Here is an 18,756-nt window from a genome sequence, read left to right as displayed (position 1 = left end):
TCTTGGAAACAATATACTTTACAAAATCAATATTAAACTTTAAAAAATTAATCTTAGGATTAATTTTGTTGCTAAGTGCTACCGTTTTTGCTCAAGTAACTCCAACCGAACCAAAACCAGAAGAACAAGAGCCAACAGGTTATTCAACAGGTAAAGTTGAAATAAAAAATCCAAATAGCATTGTCAATGCTTATACATACGATCCAGCTACAAACAGGTATATTTATACCAGTACGATGGATGGCTTTAACATTAATTATCCAATTATTTTAACACCACAAGAGTACGAGGAATTAGTGCTTCGTGAATCGATGCGCGAATACTTCAAAGAGAAATCAGATGCAATTGATGGTAAAAAAGATGGTGCCGAGGCAAAGAAAAAAGATTTATTACCTCGATATTATGTCAATTCCAGTTTCTTCGAAACCATTTTCGGGTCTAATACAATCGACGTTAAACCTACAGGTTCTGTTGAAATGGATTTAGGAGTTCGTTATACGAAACAAGATAATCCGGCCTTTTCGCCAAGAAACAGATCACAAACTTCTTTTGATTTTGACCAAAGAATCAGCATGAGTTTGAATGGAAAAGTGGGAACACGATTAAGCGTGAATGCCAATTATGATACCGAGTCAACGTTTGCTTTTCAAAATCTTATCAAGTTAGAGTATGCACCAACTGAAGATGATATCATTCAGAAAATAGAAGTCGGAAACGTAAGTATGCCACTTTCAAATTCATTGATTCGTGGAGCGCAAAGTTTGTTTGGAGTAAAAGCCCAATTGCAATTTGGTAAAACCACAATAACGGGTGTTTTTTCAGAACAAAAATCGCAAACCAAATCAGTTACAGCGCAAGGTGGCGGAACCATTCAGGATTTTGAAATGTTTGCTTTAGATTATGATTCCGACAGACACTTTTTCTTATCTCAATATTTTAGAAATAAGTATGATGAAGCCTTAAAAGATTATCCTGTAATTAGAAGCAGAGTTCAAATTACAAGAATTGAAGTTTGGGTAACCAACAGACAAAATCGTGTAAGTACCACGAATAATAACTTAAGAAATATTTTGGCATTACAGGATTTGGGAGAATCCAGATTGTCTAATTTCACAGATAATAGTCGAGTGGTTGCAGTAAATCCACAAGAATATAATATCAACAACTTCTTCTTATCACCTACGGCTACTGACTTACCATCAGATAACAGTAATAACAAATATGATCCCGAATTAATTACTACTGGTACGGGATTATTAAACACAAGTATTAGGGATATTGTAACCTCAAGTGCAGGCTTTAACAATCTTAATCCGGTTGATGAAGGAACAGATTATTCCAAATTAGAGAATGCCAGAAAGTTGGCGCCTAATGAGTACACGCTTAACCCACAATTGGGTTATATTTCGTTGCAACAACGTTTAGCTAATGACGAAGTTTTGGCGGTTGCCTATCAATATACTATTGGTGATGATGTTTATCAGGTTGGAGAGTTTGGTACAGATGGTGTTGATTCCACAGTACTTACAGGTACAACTCCTGATGACGCATCAGTTTCTACTCAGAGTTTGATTCTGAAAATGTTAAAAAGTAATTTAACAAATGTTGAGAAACCAATTTGGAATTTGATGATGAAAAACATCTATCAAATTCAAGGCGGATACCAATTACAGCAGGAAGATTTCAGGTTTAACATCTTATATAGTGATCCGTCACCATTGAATTATATTACGCCGGCCAATACTGCTTCTCCATTACCAGCGGGCGTGGCCGAAACTCCTTTATTAAAGGTATTCAATGTCGACAAATTAAATTACAATAATGACCCACAAGCAGGTGGTGATGGGTTTTTTGATTTTTTACCGGGATTAACAGTCGACCAACAAAATGGTAGATTAATCTTTACTTCTGTTGAACCTTTTGGTAATCTTTTATTTGAAAAATTAAGAACAACACCAACATCGAGCGAAAATTATTATGGTGATCCAACCACTTTAGATTATAACGACAATCAGCGAAAGTATGTTTTTAGAAATATGTATACCGGCACCCAAGCCGCTGCTTTGCAGGATGCTGAAAAGAATAAATTCCAATTAAAAGGAAGGTTTAAATCGTCTGGAGGAGACGGAATTCCGATTGGAGCTTATAATGTCCCAAGAGGTTCCGTTGTGGTAACGGCAGGAGGAAGAGTATTGCAGGAAGGTATTGATTATAGTGTGAATTATCAGGCCGGAAGAGTTCAAATTTTGGATCCTTCGTTACAAGCATCTAATACGCCAATTCAGGTTTCTGTGGAAAACAACTCCACTTTTGGGCAACAAACCAGAAGATTTATGGGGATTAACGTAGAGCACAAATTCTCAGATAAATTATTAGTTGGTGCGACCTACATAAAAATGACAGAAAGACCACTTACGAGTAAATCGAATTATGGTCAGGAATCAGTTAACAATACCATTTTTGGATTCAATGCTAATTATTCTACCGAAGTTCCTTTTTTAACCCGAATGGTTAATAAATTACCAAATATAGATACGGATGTTCCATCTAATTTTTCATTACGAGGCGAGATTGCTTTTTTGAAACCCGATGCTTCAAAAGCAGATCAGTTTGAAGGGGAACCAACCGTTTATGTAGATGATTTTGAAGGATCACAAACTACTATCGATATGCGTTCGGCTCAGTCTTGGAGTTTATCTTCTACTCCAAAACGGCCAACGATGGCAGACTATAATGATTTTGGCTCTAGTGCAGTAGACTTGAGTTATGGATACAAAAGAGCCAAATTAAACTGGTACAGTATTGACCCAACTATGTATGTGCAAACACCAGGTGATATTGGTAACGACGGAATTTCTTTCAATAGTACAAGAAGAATTTATAGCCGTGAATTATTTCCTAACACCGATATTCAGATTGGACAAACTACTGTAATTAATACTTTGGATTTAACCTATTATCCACAAGAAAGAGGTCCGTATAATTTTAATCCTCAAGCGCTTCCATCCGGATTTAACGCCATTGATGCAAAAGACAACTTTGGTGGAATTATGCGTTCCATAAATTCTACAAACTTTGAACAAAGCAACGTAGAATATATTCAGTTTTGGGTTTTAGATCCATATTTTGATGAAGGAAATCCAACTGCAGTTGCTGATCCGGCAAACACAGGACAATTATATTTTAATCTTGGAGAAATATCAGAAGACGTTTTAAAAGACGAACGAAAACAATATGAAAATGGATTGCCATCCAGCAGTTCTTCACAAGCTTTAACAAATACTACCGTTTGGGGTAAAGTGCCATCTTCACAGTCACTAATCTATGCTTTTGATGTTGATGGAGCCAATAGAGCGGCACAGGATGTTGGTTTTGATGGGATTAATAATACTGCTGAACAAAGTCTTCCCGGAATTGGAGGTTATGCTGCTTTAGCTGACCCGGCAGCTGATGATTATCAATATTTTTTAAGCGCTACAGGGTCAACCGTATTTGACCGTTATAAAAATTATAATGGAGTTGAGGGCAACTCACCTGTTGGAGTTTCAGATAACAATAGAGGCTCAACAACGATTCCGGATGTAGAAGATATAAATCGTGATAACACGATGAATACGGCTAATGCCTATTATGAGTACAAAATTGAAATCTATCCTGGTGGCGCGGATGGAATGCCGGTAGGACAAAACTTTATTACGGATAAAGTTGTAACTACCTTAAGTAATACTGATATCCCTAATGGGACTCCAACTCGAGCAAGATGGTATCAATTTAAAATTCCGGTAACACAGCCAACTTCTGTTGTTGGTAGTATTTCTGATTTCCGTTCTATTCGTTTCATGAGAATGTTTATGACCGGATTTTCATCACCGGTTACACTTCGTTTTGGTGCTTTAGATTTAGTTCGTGGCGAATGGAGACGCTATGATAACTCGTTTCAATTAACCGATACTGACCCAACAGATGACAATACAAATTTTGATGTATTGTCAGTTAATATTCAGGAAAACTCACAACGAGTTCCTATTCCTTATGTAACGCCACCGGGAGTTGTTAGAGAGCAACTTCAAAATGGACAGCAGGTTATCAATCAAAATGAGCAATCACTTTCGTTAAGAGCAAACGGAACACCAGCCGGAACAGGAGGACTAGAAGTTGGCGACTCAAGAGCAGTGTTTAAAAATGTTGAAGTTGACATGCGTCAGTACAATAAGCTAAAAATGTTTTTACATGCCGAAGCATTGCCATCAGACACAACACCATTGCAGGACGATCAAATGAAGGCATTTATCCGTTTCGGAAATGACTTTACCAATAACTATTATCAGGTTGAAATTCCACTAAAAGTAACTCCGGGTGGAGCTACCGATGCGGATGTTATTTGGCCTGATGCAAATGAGATTAATTTAAATTTGTCATTGTTAACCAGAATGAAAGTTAAATCTTTAGGCCTTGATTTGACGACATTCCCTGATGGTGTTTACTATCCTGATGATGACATCACGCTTCCTGATGGTGACGGTGATCCAAACCTGCGTTTGGGAATAAAAGGAACTCCAAACTTTGGTTTGGTAAGAACCTTAATGGTTGGTATTAAAAATAATCATACAGATCCTGTTCGTGGGGAAGTTTGGTTTAACGAATTGCGTCTTGCTGATTTGAACAACAAAGGCGGTATGGCAGCGGTTTTAAATATGGATACGAACTTAGCCGATTTTGCTACAGTTTCTGCTACAGGAAGAATGAGTACCATTGGCTTTGGAGCTTTAGAGCAAGCACCACAAGAAAGAAGCAGAGAAGATATGCAACAGTATAATATTGTTACTAATCTTAGTTTGGGGAAATTATTGCCAAAAAAATGGGGGATTAATTTGCCATTCAATTATGCTGTTGGCGAAGAATTAATTACGCCTGAATATGATCCGTTCAATCAGGATATTCGTTTGCAACAGTTGATTGACAACACAACGGATCCTGCTGAGAGGAAAAACATGAGGGACAGAGCGATTGATTTTACAAAAAGAAAAAGCATCAACTTTATTGGTGTCAAAAAAGACAGAGCTCCGGAACAAAAGCAGCACATCTATGATCCTGAGAATTTAACGCTTTCGTATTCCTATAATCAAGTTGAAAAGCACAATTACGAAATTGAAAATTATATCGATCAGCAGGTAAATACCAGTGTTGATTATACCTATACATTCAAAAATAAAGCAATTGAGCCATTTAAGAAAACCAAGCTCTTTAAGAAAAGTTCGTATTGGAAAATGCTTAGTGATTTCAATTTCAACTATCTGCCGGCAAGTATTTCGTTTAGCAGTAACATCATCAGACAATACAACAAACAGCAGTTTAGACAAGTTGATGTTGCCGGAATTGCTTTAGATCCTTTGTTTAGAAGAAATTATATGTTCAACTATCAATATGGATTTAATTATAACCTCACAAAGGCATTAAAAATAAACTTTACAGCAGCATCGCACAATATTGTCCGCAACTATATGGATGAAAATGATGTTCCGGATAATAGCAATACGATATGGACAGATTTTTGGAACATTGGAACACCAAATCAGCATAACCAACAACTTGTAGTTAACTATGAATTACCAATCAATAAAATTCCATTCTTAGCGTTTGTAAAATCGACCTATTCATATACGGGAGATTATAGTTGGCAAAGAGCTTCATTAGCTATGGATTCAGTTGATGGATATGATTTAGGAAACACCATTCAAAATGCAGGTTCACATCGTTTGAACACTGCATTCAATATGGAAACTTTTTATAAATATATTGGATTAGGTAAAAAACCCGCTGCACCAGCCCAGAAACCGGCTGCGTTACCAAAACCGGGAGAAAAAATAACCAGCATCAAAGCGCAACCAGCCAAAACGACGAATGTGTTTTTAGACGGACTGAAAGGTGTTTTAACAAGTGTAAAAAACATTCAGATTAACTATACGCAAAACGAAGGAACAGTGCTTCCGGGATTCTTGCCGGGATTAGGTTTCTTTGGCTCGGCAAAACCATCACTAGGTTTCGTTTTTGGAGGACAAGATGATGTTCGTTATGAAGCTGCAAAAAGAGGTTGGTTAACAACGTATCCGGATTTTAATCAAAACTATACACAGGTTGTAACCAAAACATTAAATTTTACGGCTAATGTTGATTTATTTCCTGACTTTAAAATTGATTTAAATGCAGACAGAACCTATGCTGATAATTACTCAGAACAATTTAATACCGATGCAACTGGTTATCATCCGCAATCGCCATACAATTTTGGAAACTTCTCTATTTCTACAGTGATGCTAAAAACATCCTTTAAGACGAGTGATGAAAATAGCTCTTCCTCTTTTCAGGATTTTAGAGAAAACAGAGCCATTATTGCCGACAGATTGGCACAACAATATTATGGAGGACCAAACTACCCAAGATATGGTTTTGATTTGCCTGTGCCGTTACCATCGGATCCTAACTATAATTTTATTACCAATAACTTTGGTTATCCGGTTGGTTTTGGTAAAAACAATCAGGCTGTTTTGATACCATCTTTCTTAGCAGCATATACAGGATTAGGTATTGCCGATCATAAAGCAGGTGATAGAGCCAATGGAATTTCATTAGGTGCATTTAGAGATATTCCAATTCCGAACTGGACGATTAAGTACAGCGGATTGATGCGTTACAAATTCTTTAAAGAAAAGTTCAAACGTTTCTCTATTCAACATGCTTACAGAGCTTCCTATACGATAAACTCTTTCCGTTCAAATCTTGATTACAATCCTAATGTGCCAACTCAGGACAATAGTGGTATTGGTAACTTCTACAACAAAACAATTATTGCCAACATAAACTTAGTGGAGCAATTTAATCCACTTATTCGTATCGATTTTGAAATGAAAAATGCTTTCAAAATTTTGGCAGAAGTTAAAAAAGACAGAAGTTTATCGATGAGTTTTGACAACAATTTATTGACAGAGGTTCAGGGGAAAGAATACATTGTTGGTTTTGGATACCGCTTTAAAGACGTTATTTTCTCTTCGCAATTAGCGGATAATCCAACCGGAATTATTAAAAGTGATATCAATGTAAAAATTGATTTCTCATATAGAAACAATAAAACTATTGTACGTTATTTAGATTATGATAACAACCAATTAGGTGGCGGACAAAATATTTGGTCAGCAAAATTAACAGCCGATTATTCGTTTAGTAAAAACCTGACGGCGATTTTCTTCTATGACCATTCATTCTCAAAACCAGTGATTTCTACATCGTTCCCATTAACGAATATTAGAGCTGGATTTACCATGCGATACAATTTTGGAAACTAAGAGTTAATTTTCAATAAAAATTACAATTTCAAATGGTATCTTTACGGTCTAAATTTAATATCAAATGAATATACCAAGCAATTTAAAGTATACTAAAGACCACGAATGGGTTTTAATTGATGGCGATACCGCCACTGTTGGCATCACCGATTTTGCACAAAAAGAATTGGGCGACATTGTTTATGTTGAAGTAGAAACATTGGACCAGACATTAGACAAAGATGAAGTTTTTGGAACCGTTGAAGCGGTGAAAACTGTTTCCGATTTATTTTTACCATTGTCCGGAGAAATTATTGAATTCAATGATGAATTGGAAAGAAATCCGGAAGATGTTAATTCAGATCCTTATGGAAAAGGATGGATGGTGAAAATCAAAATTTCAAATGCTGCTGAAGTAGAAGAATTACTTTCGAGTGATGCTTACAAACAACTCATTGGTGCTTAAAAAAGCAACGTTCAGTTTAGCCGTTGGCTGGACTCTTTTAATTGCTGTTTTATGTTTAGTCAAGTTCACCGACTTGCCTTCCATTGGAGTTTCCGAAGCTGACAAATACGTTCACTTTACGTTTCATTTTGTTTTTACAATGCTTTGGGGATATTATTTTTGGCTGAAGCTAAATGAAATAGCACTAACAAAAATAGTGTACGTTGCTATAAGTTCACTTTGCTACGGAATACTGATTGAATTTTTACAGGAAAAATTTACCACAACGCGACATGCAGATGTATTTGATGTGTTGGCAAATTTTAGTGGAGCAGTAGTAGCCTTAGTTTTATTTGTTTTAATTAAAAGACAGAAATTAGCAAACAAATAGATAATAAAGATTGTCCCGTCTCGTTATCGTACGAGACGGGATTTTTTTTATACTTTTATCGCATGAATACAAATCCTATCTTGAATCGATATATTTAAACAATATGAAGAAGACACTACCGTTTTTAGTACTGCTTTTTTTAACGGGCACAATTAAGGCTCAGGTTACCCAAAAAGCAGCCGAAAGATTTCCTGTTTTTCCGTCATGCGAAAGCTTACAGTATCAGGCATTAGAAACTTGTTTTTACAATCAGGTGCAGGATTTTGTATACAATAATTTTAAAGTGCCCGAAAATCTGAAACAAAACAATTTCAAAGGAAGTGTAATTGTACTTTTTGAAGTAGATGATACCGGAAGTTTTAAAGTGCAATATGTTGATAGTAACGATGAAGCTTTGGTAGCCGAAAGCAAAAGAGTTTTTGCAACAATACCAAAGATTTCTCCGGCAACGTATAACGGAAACCCAACCTATGCCAAATATACTATCAAAATTGCAATTCCGTTGCAAAGTGCGGCCGACTTACAGGCACAAAAAGAAGCGAATGCTTTGGCCGAAAAAGCGTCAAACATATACAAACCAAACAACAAACAGCTTACAGAATTAGACAGCATCAAGTATAAAAAATTTGAAAGCCCGCAGTTTGAAAGCCATATTAATATTCCGTTTTCACACAGTTACTATTCGCAGTTTGATTCAGCGTTGAATCAGGTTGGTGCCAATAATCATACAGGTTCAAAACCTTTTTCTTATGCGGATGTTTCTAAATATTATAACTTAAAGGAAGAAAACCAAAAGTTGTTAAAAAGTTCAAAAGAATGGTGGGGAAGAAAACTCTGGAACGAAAATCTAGTCGAAATTCAAGGCGATGGTTATTGGTTTACACTGAATCCAATTTTTGATATCCAAATGGGGAAAAGCGATCCAAGCGTTGCTGATTATACTTATATAAACACTAGAGGAATTCAGTTTAATGGTGGTTTGGGCAAGGAATTAAATTTTACAACAACCATATACGAAAGCCAAGGGCGATTTGCAGATTATTTCAATAATTATGCTGTATCGATAAAACCCGATGGTGGAAATCCGGCAATTATTCCGGGTATTGGAATAGCAAAAGAATTCAAAACGGATGCTTTTGATTTCCCTATGGCTGAAGCCAATTTGTCTTATACACCAAGTAAATTCATCAATTTGAATTTGGGTTATGGCAAGAATTTTATTGGTGATGGTTATCGTTCTTTATTGTTAGGTGATGGTGCGAGTCCGTATCCTTATTTCAAATTGAATACTAGTTTTTGGAAAATAAAATACACCAATATTTATACGTGGCTCAAAGATGTGCGTCCCGAAGTTACCGAAGACAGAACCTATGCGACCAAGTTCGCTGCCAGTCACTATTTGAGTTTGAATATTACCAATCGCTGGAATATTGGTTTATTTGAATCGGTGATTTGGACCAATAAAAACAATCGTGGTTTTGATATGAGTTTTGTAAACCCAATTATATTTTATCGTACTGTCGAATTTACTTCTTCGGCACGAAGCGGGAATGCTTTGTTAGGCTTGACAACCAAAGTAAAATGGAACAATCAAATCAATTTTTACGGACAGTTTTTGTTAGATGAGTTTTCGTTGCAAGCAGTAAAAGACGGTAATAAAAGCTGGAAAAATAAGTTTGGTTACCAATTAGGCGCCAAATACTACAATGCCTTCAATATCAAAAATTTATTACTGCAGCTAGAATATAATCATGTGCGTCCTTATGTGTATGCGCATAGCGAAGCCATTACTAATTATGGTCACAACAACCAAAGTTTAGGACATCAATGGGGCGGAAATTTCAAGGAATTTATAGCTATTGCCCGTTATCATAAAGGAAGATATTTCGCAGACGCTAAGGTTACTTTTGGCGAACGCGGATTGGATTTTAATAACGCTACCGACAATTTTAATTACGGAAGCAATATCTATTTGAGTTATAACGATAGCAGACCTTTTGATACAGGTGTAAATATTGGACAAGGAAACAAAACAAGCATTTTCATAGCCGATTTGCAAGCGGGTTATTTGATAAATCCGTCAACAAACATGAAACTGTTTGGTAGTTTTATCTATAGAAACTTTAATCCTGCAACAGAAACAACAAACGCCATTAAAGAAAGTACGACTTGGTTTTCTGTTGGATTAAGATGTGATATTTTCAATTGGTATTTTGATTATTAATAGTTGAATAAATAGAAATAAAAAACCGTCAAATAGGCGGTTTTTTTTATTGGAATAAAACGAATTTTTTTTGTCAAATCGTTTTCTATAAAGTACCTTTGCGGCAGTTTTAAAAACTTTGATGAACGCTACCGCTAACACATTTTCCTTCAAACAAATTGCGATTGATTTCAAAGAAATCACCAAAGCAGGTTTAGCTATCAGTGTGGTGTTTTCTTCCATTGCGGGTTATTTGCTTGGCGTGCTTGACTTTCATGATTTAAAAGTGACAACTTTACTGATGTTGGCCATTGGTGGTTACTGTATGGTTGGTGCTTCTAATGCGTTTAATCAAGTTATAGAAAAAGACCTGGACGCCTTGATGGACAGAACCAAAAATCGTCCGGTGGCTTCAGGAAGAATGTCTCCAAATCATGCGTTGTTTGTTGCCAGTTTACTGACCATTATTGGTTTGATTTTGTTGTATCTTATCAATCCAAAGTCGGCCATGTTTGGCGCGATTTCTATTTTTTTATACACCAGCGTTTATACACCATTAAAGCAATACACACCGCTTTCGGTTTTTGTCGGAGCTTTTCCGGGTGCCATTCCATTCATGTTGGGTTGGGTTGCGGCGACAGATAATTTTGGCATTGAAGCCGGAACACTTTTTCTGATCCAGTTTTTTTGGCAGTTTCCTCATTTTTGGGCCATTGGCTGGTTCTTATTTGAAGACTATGAAAAGGCCGGATTCTTTATGTTGCCAACAGGGAAAAAAGATACATCCACTGCGTTGCAAACCATATTGTATAGTGTTTGGCTTTTAGTAGCTTCGATGTTGCCGTGTTTGGGTTATACGGGAAGATTATTTCTTTCGCCAATTGCAGCGGTAATCGTATTTTTGCTTGGCCTTTGGATGATTTTTTATGCTGTAAAATTATATCAGGAAAGAACTTCAAAAGCAGCCCGAACATTAATGCTGGTAAGTGTTTCTTATATATCTTTGCTGCAATTAGTTTATATTATTGATAAATTTTTAAGATAGTTTACTTATGACAATGACTGCTCAGGAACATAAAGAAAGAAATGCAAGATCAGCAAAACTATTGTTGTTGTTTGCCATGGGAAGTATGACGATGATGTTTGCCGGAATTGTAAGTGCATTTGTGGTAAGTAAATCGAGAGAAGACTGGATGAAAGATTTCCAGTTGCCAACTGCTTTTTACTTTAGTACACTTGCAATTATCTTGTGCAGCGTTACGTTTCATTTGGCAAAAAAAGCCATTCAAAAAGACAACAGAGCAGCTACGACAAATTTACTTTTACTGACTTTAGCCTTGGGAATTTCCTTTGTATTTTTCCAATTTAAAGGCTTTGGACAAATGATGGATAGCGGCTATTTTTTTGCCGGACCGGAGAGTAATATCGCCACTACTTTTCTATACGTAATTGCGACTGTTCACCTGGCGCATCTTGCTGGAGGATTAATTTGTCTTTTAATCATAATTTATAATCATTTTAAACAAAAATACAATTCAAGTCAAACACTTGGAATTGAGCTAGGTGCAATGTATTGGCACTTTCTTGATTTCTTATGGATTTGTTTGTTTTTCTTTTTATATTTCTTTAAATAAGAAAAAAAATCTAAATTTGGAAACTTTTTAACTTATAACTTTTATGGGAGCTACAGTTACTACTGGAAATAATACTGAAAATACTTGGGGCGGCGGAAATGAGCCAATGGGAGCAAGTTATGGCAAATTGATGATGTGGTTTTTTATCGTATCAGATGCCTTGACTTTTACCGGTTTTCTTGCGGCTTACGGTTTTTCTAGATTTAAATTTATTGATAATTGGCCTATTGCCGACGAAGTGTTTACTCACTTTCCGTTTATGCATGGTGTAGAAGCACCAATGTATTATGTGGCATTGATGACTTTTATCTTAATCTTCTCTTCTGTAACGATGGTGTTGGCCGTTGACGCGGGTCATCACATGAAACAAAAAAAGGTAGCGTTCTATATGCTATTGACTATTCTTGGAGGTTTAATCTTCGTAGGTTCACAAGCCTGGGAATGGAAAAACTTTATCAAAGGTGAATATGGTGCTGTAGAAACTAAAGGTGGAAGTATCATTCAATTCGTAAACAATAAAGGCGAAAGAGTTAAACTAGAAGACTTTGCTGTTCATCTTCCTGGACAAAGAGAAGCCTTATCAAGAGACAAAGGGAAATGGTTCATGAAAGATGAAGAAACCCTAACAACCTATTCTGTTGCAGAAGTACAAGCTGGTTTCAAAGCACATCCTGAATTGTTAGTCAGAACAGAAAAAATTTATAGAGACACTCCTCAAGATAAAGCTAACAAAAAGCTTGAACCAGGTTTAAATCACAACAAAAAAAGAGAAATCTTAACAAGAGCTGAATCTGAAGTAATGGTTGCCAATGCTGCTATTGTAGTAGAAGGTGCTAACTTGAAACACAACGAATACGGAAGTAAATTATTCGCTGATTTCTTCTTCTTCATTACAGGTTTTCACGGTTTCCACGTATTCTCTGGAGTTGTTATCAATTTTATTATTTTCTTAAACGTAGTTTTAGGAACGTATGAGAAAAGAAGAACCTATGAAATGGTAGAAAAAGTTGGACTTTACTGGCACTTTGTCGATTTAGTTTGGGTATTTGTATTTACATTCTTCTACTTAGTTTAATTTTTTAGAAAATTTATATTATGTCACACGATCACGCACACGAACACGTATCAAATACAAAAAGAATCTGGATGGTTTTCGCACTTTTGTCTGTAGTAACTACAGTTGAGGTGTATTTAGGAATTTCAAGACCGGATTTCTTATACATGAATAACTTCATTAGTATGAATTTATTAAACTGGGTATTCATCATATTAACGCTTTATAAAGCATATTATATTGTTTGGGCTTTCATGCACATGGAAGGTGAGAGAAGCAGTCTGCGTTGGGCAGTTGTTGCTACCGTAATTTTCCTTGCCCTATATTTATTATTCATCCTTCTTGTTGAAGCTGATTATATCTTTGGAATTTTTGAAAGCGGCACTATAAAGTGGAATTTTTAATACTATATTAATTCAAAAAAAGTCCCGTCTATTCTATTGAAACAGACGGGATTTTTTTATTTTTGCACAGCCGCTTTTCACAATCCAAATGAAAAAAAATATCGTCCTTTTTGTCTTGTTTATTTTACCCATAGTTGCCTATCTTTTCTTTGCTTCAGGAGTAAATAGTTTTATTTCGTTGCCAACGATTACCAAAAACATTCCCGAAGTTAATACCTGGAAAACACTAGATAATAAACCAGTCGCTTTAACCAATAAAATAACCATACTTGGCTTTATAGGAAGTGATGTCATGAAACATAAAGGAAACTTTTTTAACCTTTATGAAATCATTTATGATAAATATAAAGACTTCAAGGATTTTCAGGTTGTTATGGTATTGCCTGACGGAACTCAGAAACAGGTTGAAGAATTATTAAAATTAGACATAAAGAAATTAGGCACACATAAAGGATGGAGTTTTGTTTTTGCTTCGCCTGATGAAATAAATGCTTTCTATGACAAACTTCAATTAGTCGGTAAATTAGATAGTACAATGGCAACACCTAATGTTTTTATCATCGACAAAAAAAGAAACTTAAGAGGCAGAAAAGGCGAAGACCAAAAAGGAACGCCGGAGTATAAAGAAGGATACAACACAATTTTTGTTGCAGAGCTTTATAATAAGATGATGGACGATATGAAAATCATCATTTATGAATATCGTGCTGCACTCAAAAAAAATAATAATGCAACCAAAGAACTCTAGATTTTTATCAAATGAAGAATAAAGCATACATCGGAGTATCATTTGTTGTTTTAATTTTCGGAATCATCTTTATTCCGAAAATTATCAACAGAATAAAAAGCGGCACTGTAGTTCAGGGCGACAGAATAGATGCTATTTCCAATCATAAAAGCGGAGAGACAGGTTTGGTTACAATTGGACCGGTACCAAAATTTGAATTAACAGATCAAAACGGAACAAAGATTAGCGACAAAACCTATTTAGGCAAAGTATACGTGGTGGAATTTTTCTTTTCAACTTGTCCTTCCATTTGCCCCATTATGAATAGAAACATGGTTGATATTCAAAATAAATTTTTTGGTAACCCAAACTTTGGAATTGCTTCAATTTCCATCAATCCTGAGCACGATACTTCAAAAGTATTGAAAGAGCATGCTGATCAGATTGGCGTAAAATCATCCAACTGGCATTTGCTTACAGGCGACAAGGATTATATTTTTGGAATTGCGAATAAAGGTTTCAACACCTATGCAGGAGAAAATAAAAATGTTGACGGCGGATTCGAACATTCAGGTACGTTTGCATTAATTGATAAAAAAGGAAACATCCGTTGCAGAAGAGATAATTTTGGGAACCCAATTTTATACTACGATGGTTTGGAGAAAAAAGGTGTAAAAGCCATTACAGAGGACATAAAAAAACTATTAAATGAATAAATCAGACAACAAAACACTAGAACAACGATTTAGATTTCCAATAATTCTAGTTTCAATACTAATACCGGTAGTTGTGGCTGTTTTATTTACGGTCAAGCTAAAAGATTTTGGCATTGAAGTAGAACCACTTTCGTTTTTACCGCCAATTTATGCTTCTATAAATGGTCTTACCGCATTGCTTTTAATAATGGGTGTAATGGCAATTAAAAACGGAAACCAAAAAGTACATGAAAGATTCATGACTACAGCGATTGCTTGTTCGGTAGTTTTTTTGGTAATGTATGTGGCGTATCACATGACCGCAGATTCAACGGTTTATGGTGATATAGACGGAAACAAAATTTTAGATGCAACAGAAAAAACAAATGCAGGTATTGGACGCGATGTCTATTTATTCATTTTGCTTACCCATATTGCGTTATCAATTATGATTATCCCACTGGTATTGATTACCTATGTCAGAGCACTGGCAGCACGATTTGACAAACATAGAAAGATTGCTAAAATCACTTTTCCATTGTGGTTGTATGTTGCTGTTACCGGAGTTGTAGTGTATTTAATGATTTCGCCTTATTATGCTAATTAAAGAACAAAGAAAAAAGAATCAAGAGCCAAGACGATTTAGTTTGAAAAGTAATTTTTTCTTGCTTCTTGTTTCTTGCTTCTTTTCTCTTTCTGCGACAGCACAATGCGCCATGTGCCGTGCTTCTCTAGAAAGTGAAGGCAATAAAACCAAAGTAGAAGCAGTAAACGACGGTATCGTATTCCTTATGGCTGTTCCTTATATTATTGTAGCGGTAATTGGTTTTGCGATATACAAAATGTACTTTAAGAAAACAGTTTCCAAAGAATAATTTTCAGATTTAATCCATTCCGTCAATTTTCACATTCATTTTTCCGGTAGTGGTTATAAATGCGATGATGGCTTTATCGGTTACTTCTACTTTTTCAAAATCAAAATCATTCATGGTTCCGTTTACGAAAACACCTTTCATAGGCGAATAATTATTCAGATAAGGCAGTAAACTTTTCTTGCCTTCATCCAAATTTTCTTTTATTGAATAACGGCAGTTTTCCTGAATCTTTTTCAAAATAACACCTTGTAACAACCAATTGGCTGTTCGGGTTAATAAGCCTTTAGTGTTTAAAACATAATCCATCTGTTCAAAGTAAATCTCTTTGGTCACTGCATTATAATTTGGACTTCCCGAAAGATATATAGTTCCGTTGATGCTTCCGGTCATATCAAGCGCAATAATAATTTTGCTGTCTTTTTGCCAAAGCGCCACATTTTGAACTACTATTTTTCTGCTGCCGGCAGCGAATTCTTTTCCTTTAAAATTACTCGAAATAATCCTAGATGCGCTTTCATAAGTAGAAATGGCAGCAACGTTTGCAGTTAGTTTTTCCGGAATTTTTGTCACCGCTTTAAACTGAATGCCATCTCGGTCAAAGCTGCTTTTTGGTTTTGAGCCAACCATCGTTTGCATATTACATTTCAGCCCTAAATCCATTTTTATTTCCTTCTTTCCCAAAACCGCATCGGTAACATACACTTCAATCGGAATAAGTTTAAACCAGGATTGGTATTGTTCGCTGGTGATAAATGGTGTGCTCATTTTTTCTAAAACATCAAGCACATAAGGCTTAAAATCACAGGAGTTTTCAATGGCTTCGTCAATTTTTTTAGCAATTTTTGATTTGAAAATAGAAAGCGTTGGATTGATGATATATGTAATCGGAACATTTCTCCCTGCGACTAGTATTGACGGGCTTTCTGACCATTCAAAATCCTCAATTTTAGAGGTAGTAGACATTTTCCAATTGGACAATCTCACATCGCTAAGCAGTGTAATTGTACCATTCAGGTTAATTTCTCTGGTATCATTTAAACCCATAAAATCGGTTCCGTATTTGAATCGGGACCAAATTTTTAAAGGCAGTACGGTTTGGATTTTACCATTTTTCTCAATCAGACGAATAGGTGCTGTTTTCGTGATTTTCATTTCGGTTTTATCATCTTCCAAATTGGAATCGTTGTAAATCTCACCGATCAGCGTTTTGTTCAATTGGGTTTCTATTTCTTTTAATGAAATTTCCAACGGCATATTGACAAAAGATGTTTTGGTGTTGAAAACCATTGGAGTATTATCCGAAGGAAGTGGTTTTAAGGCTTCAATTTTTTGAGTAGTCGAACAACCAGTATAAATAAGGGAAAGAAATAGGATTGAAAGTGTTGCTTTTATTCTTGACATGAGTGCGATTAATTTTTGGCAAAAATAAAAGTAAAAAATGTAAAACATTGTAACATTATTAAAAAAGGTAAGTCTAAAGTTGTATGTTATTAAATAAGCAATCAAAAGGCAAAAATTATATCTTTGTTTATTAGAAAATTTAAGGACGGCAACCCCTTTACTATGAAAAACAATCTACAATCATTCACACTAATTTTTATTCTTCTTTTCGGATTTACTTCCGTCGCGCAGCAAAAAAAATGGACTATTCAGGAATGTGTTGAATATGCTTTGAAAAACAACATATCCATCAAACAATCTGAATTGGATGTTAAATTGGCGGATATTGATAAAAAAGCTGCTATTGGTAGTTTTTTCCCTAATCTAAATGCCAGTGGTTCGCATTCATGGAGTATTGGAGCCAATATCAACCCGGTGACCAATGCGCGTGAAAATCAAACGACTCAATTTACCCAAGTTGGTTTAAGTTCAAGTGTTGATATCTACAACGGTTTGCAAAACCAAAACCGTTTGCGCCGAGCCAAAATTGCACAACTAGCTGCACAATACCAATTGACTAAAATGCAGGATGATATTTCGTTGTATGTGGCCAATGCATATTTGGATATCTTATTCAACAGAGAAAACCTGAAAGTACAACAAAGCCAATTAGCGAATGATGAAAAGCAGTTAAAACGTTCGCAGGAATTAGTGGATGCCGGAATGGTGCCACGAGGAGATTTGTTAGACATGAAAGCGACAGTTGCCGCCGACAATCAAAGGTTGGTTGCCGCTGAAAATGCCTTGTTGATTTCAAGATTGAGCCTGGCACAATTACTGCGTTTGGAAGACTTTAAGGATTTTGATATAGCCGATGTAGAAATCGAACCAACACCAAGTCCGGTGATGGCTGAAACACCTGAAGCGATTGTAGCCAAGGCCAATGAAGTTCGTGTGGAAATCAAAATTGCCAAAGCTAATCTGGATATTGCTCAACGCGATATTAAAATTGCTAAAGGTGCCCTACAACCAAGTCTTTCCTTTGGTTATAACTTCGGAACCAATGCCAGCTATTCGGACAGGGTTTCAGGATTTATCTTAGATACAGCAAACCCTACAACAGTAATAGGACAGGTAGAAGGAACAGGACAAAATGTAATACAGCCCAATTATATCCCAACATTCGGTAAGCCAGCACCGATATCTGATCAATTTAGTGACAACAAAGGGCACAATTTCGGATTACAATTAAATGTGCCGATATTTAATGGTTTTTCAGGCAGGAATAATGTAGAACGTTCGAAAGTGGCTTATGAAAAATCTAAAAACGCTTTTGACCAGGCTAAAATTGACTTAGAAACCAATGTTTATAAAGCCATAACCGATACTAAAGGCGCGCTCAATACTTATGAAGCTTCGATTGCTACTACTGAAGCCCGACAAGAAGCGTTTAATTATGCTAAGGAAAAATATGCTGTTGGTATGATGAATGCCTTCGACTATAATCAAGCACAAACATTGTATATCAATTCTCAATCGGATGTTATTCGTGCGAAATACGATTATATTTTTAAAATGAAAGTAGTAGAATTATATTTTGGAATCCCAATCATTCAAAAACAATAAATC

At 35.7% G+C, this 18,756-nt stretch carries 14 protein-coding genes; 13 read left to right on the top strand and 1 reads right to left on the bottom strand.

The genetic code is table 11. The annotated features are described in order from the left end of the window. Positions 1–2: 2 nt before the first annotated feature. From sov to GS03_RS01460, 12 genes are all read left to right on the top strand, one after another. Positions 3–7,340 carry a T9SS outer membrane translocon Sov/SprA gene (sov, locus tag GS03_RS01515; protein ID WP_394346361.1) on the top strand — a complete coding sequence of 2,446 codons (7,338 nt, stop codon included), beginning with the start codon at positions 3–5 and terminating at the stop codon, positions 7,338–7,340. 64 nt (positions 7,341–7,404) lie between these two features. After that, positions 7,405–7,785 carry a glycine cleavage system protein GcvH gene (gene gcvH, locus GS03_RS01510; protein ID WP_136150813.1) on the top strand — a complete coding sequence of 127 codons (381 nt, stop codon included), beginning with the start codon at positions 7,405–7,407 and terminating at the stop codon, positions 7,783–7,785. Then, on the top strand, positions 7,757–8,155 hold the full coding sequence (locus GS03_RS01505; protein ID WP_168710254.1) for a VanZ family protein: 399 nt from the start codon (positions 7,757–7,759) through the stop codon (positions 8,153–8,155). The genes gcvH and GS03_RS01505 overlap by 29 nt, the downstream gene beginning before the upstream one ends. A gap of 103 nt (positions 8,156–8,258) precedes the next feature. Next, the gene (locus GS03_RS01500) at positions 8,259–10,379 is read left to right on the top strand and encodes an energy transducer TonB (protein WP_136150812.1); all 2,121 of its coding nucleotides are present in this window, start codon (positions 8,259–8,261) and stop codon (positions 10,377–10,379) included. A gap of 121 nt (positions 10,380–10,500) precedes the next feature. Next, positions 10,501–11,403: a heme o synthase gene (cyoE, locus tag GS03_RS01495; RefSeq protein ID WP_136150811.1), complete on the top strand. Its 903-nt coding sequence runs from the start codon at positions 10,501–10,503 to the stop codon at positions 11,401–11,403. Between the two features lie 7 nt (positions 11,404–11,410). Beyond that, positions 11,411–11,992 carry a cytochrome c oxidase subunit 3 gene (locus GS03_RS01490; protein WP_136150810.1) on the top strand — a complete coding sequence of 194 codons (582 nt, stop codon included), beginning with the start codon at positions 11,411–11,413 and terminating at the stop codon, positions 11,990–11,992. Positions 11,993–12,035: 43 nt separating this feature from the next. After that, the gene (locus GS03_RS01485; protein ID WP_136150809.1) at positions 12,036–13,067 is read left to right on the top strand and encodes a cytochrome c oxidase subunit 3; all 1,032 of its coding nucleotides are present in this window, start codon (positions 12,036–12,038) and stop codon (positions 13,065–13,067) included. Between the two features lie 20 nt (positions 13,068–13,087). Further along, the gene (locus GS03_RS01480) at positions 13,088–13,450 is read left to right on the top strand and encodes a cytochrome C oxidase subunit IV family protein (RefSeq protein WP_136150808.1); all 363 of its coding nucleotides are present in this window, start codon (positions 13,088–13,090) and stop codon (positions 13,448–13,450) included. A gap of 88 nt (positions 13,451–13,538) precedes the next feature. Further along, complete coding sequence (locus GS03_RS01475; protein WP_136150807.1) at positions 13,539–14,198, top strand: hypothetical protein; 660 nt, start codon at positions 13,539–13,541, stop codon at positions 14,196–14,198. Between the two features lie 11 nt (positions 14,199–14,209). After that, positions 14,210–14,893, top strand: a complete 684-nt coding sequence (locus GS03_RS01470) for an SCO family protein (protein ID WP_136150806.1) — start codon at positions 14,210–14,212, stop codon at positions 14,891–14,893. After that, positions 14,886–15,479 (top strand): DUF420 domain-containing protein, encoded by a 594-nt coding sequence (locus GS03_RS01465; RefSeq protein ID WP_136150805.1) that lies wholly within the window; start codon positions 14,886–14,888, stop codon positions 15,477–15,479. Before GS03_RS01470 ends, GS03_RS01465 begins: the two co-directional genes overlap by 8 nt. Continuing rightward, on the top strand, positions 15,469–15,747 hold the full coding sequence (locus GS03_RS01460; protein ID WP_136150804.1) for a hypothetical protein: 279 nt from the start codon (positions 15,469–15,471) through the stop codon (positions 15,745–15,747). The genes GS03_RS01465 and GS03_RS01460 overlap by 11 nt, the downstream gene beginning before the upstream one ends. Positions 15,748–15,756: 9 nt before the next feature. On the opposite strand, the gene GS03_RS01455 is transcribed toward GS03_RS01460, so the two are convergent. Continuing rightward, positions 15,757–17,148 carry a DUF4403 family protein gene (locus GS03_RS01455; protein ID WP_136150803.1) on the bottom strand — a complete coding sequence of 464 codons (1,392 nt, stop codon included), beginning with the start codon at positions 17,146–17,148 and terminating at the stop codon, positions 15,757–15,759. A gap of 162 nt (positions 17,149–17,310) precedes the next feature. On the opposite strand from GS03_RS01455, the gene GS03_RS01450 reads away from it, so the two are divergent. Then, entirely contained in the window at positions 17,311–18,753 is a 1,443-nt protein-coding gene (locus GS03_RS01450) for a TolC family protein (RefSeq protein ID WP_136150802.1), read from the top strand. The last annotated feature ends 3 nt before the right edge of the window (positions 18,754–18,756 follow it).

This window comes from Flavobacterium sangjuense (genome assembly GCF_004797125.1).
GTDB lineage: Bacteria > Bacteroidota > Bacteroidia > Flavobacteriales > Flavobacteriaceae > Flavobacterium > Flavobacterium sangjuense.
This window is presented reverse-complemented; position numbering and strand designations above follow the sequence as displayed.

Coding starts and splice junctions, on each gene's coding strand:
- gcvH (WP_136150813.1), top strand. CDS start 7,405: ATGAATATACCAAGCAATTTAAAGTATACTAAAGACCACGAATGGGTT.
- GS03_RS01505 (WP_168710254.1), top strand. CDS start 7,757: ATGCTTACAAACAACTCATTGGTGCTTAAAAAAGCAACGTTCAGTTTA.
- GS03_RS01500 (WP_136150812.1), top strand. CDS start 8,259: ATGAAGAAGACACTACCGTTTTTAGTACTGCTTTTTTTAACGGGCACA.
- cyoE (WP_136150811.1), top strand. CDS start 10,501: ATGAACGCTACCGCTAACACATTTTCCTTCAAACAAATTGCGATTGAT.
- GS03_RS01490 (WP_136150810.1), top strand. CDS start 11,411: ATGACAATGACTGCTCAGGAACATAAAGAAAGAAATGCAAGATCAGCA.
- GS03_RS01485 (WP_136150809.1), top strand. CDS start 12,036: ATGGGAGCTACAGTTACTACTGGAAATAATACTGAAAATACTTGGGGC.
- GS03_RS01480 (WP_136150808.1), top strand. CDS start 13,088: ATGTCACACGATCACGCACACGAACACGTATCAAATACAAAAAGAATC.
- GS03_RS01475 (WP_136150807.1), top strand. CDS start 13,539: ATGAAAAAAAATATCGTCCTTTTTGTCTTGTTTATTTTACCCATAGTT.
- GS03_RS01470 (WP_136150806.1), top strand. CDS start 14,210: ATGAAGAATAAAGCATACATCGGAGTATCATTTGTTGTTTTAATTTTC.
- GS03_RS01465 (WP_136150805.1), top strand. CDS start 14,886: ATGAATAAATCAGACAACAAAACACTAGAACAACGATTTAGATTTCCA.
- GS03_RS01460 (WP_136150804.1), top strand. CDS start 15,469: ATGCTAATTAAAGAACAAAGAAAAAAGAATCAAGAGCCAAGACGATTT.
- GS03_RS01455 (WP_136150803.1), bottom strand. CDS start 17,148: ATGTCAAGAATAAAAGCAACACTTTCAATCCTATTTCTTTCCCTTATT.
- GS03_RS01450 (WP_136150802.1), top strand. CDS start 17,311: ATGAAAAACAATCTACAATCATTCACACTAATTTTTATTCTTCTTTTC.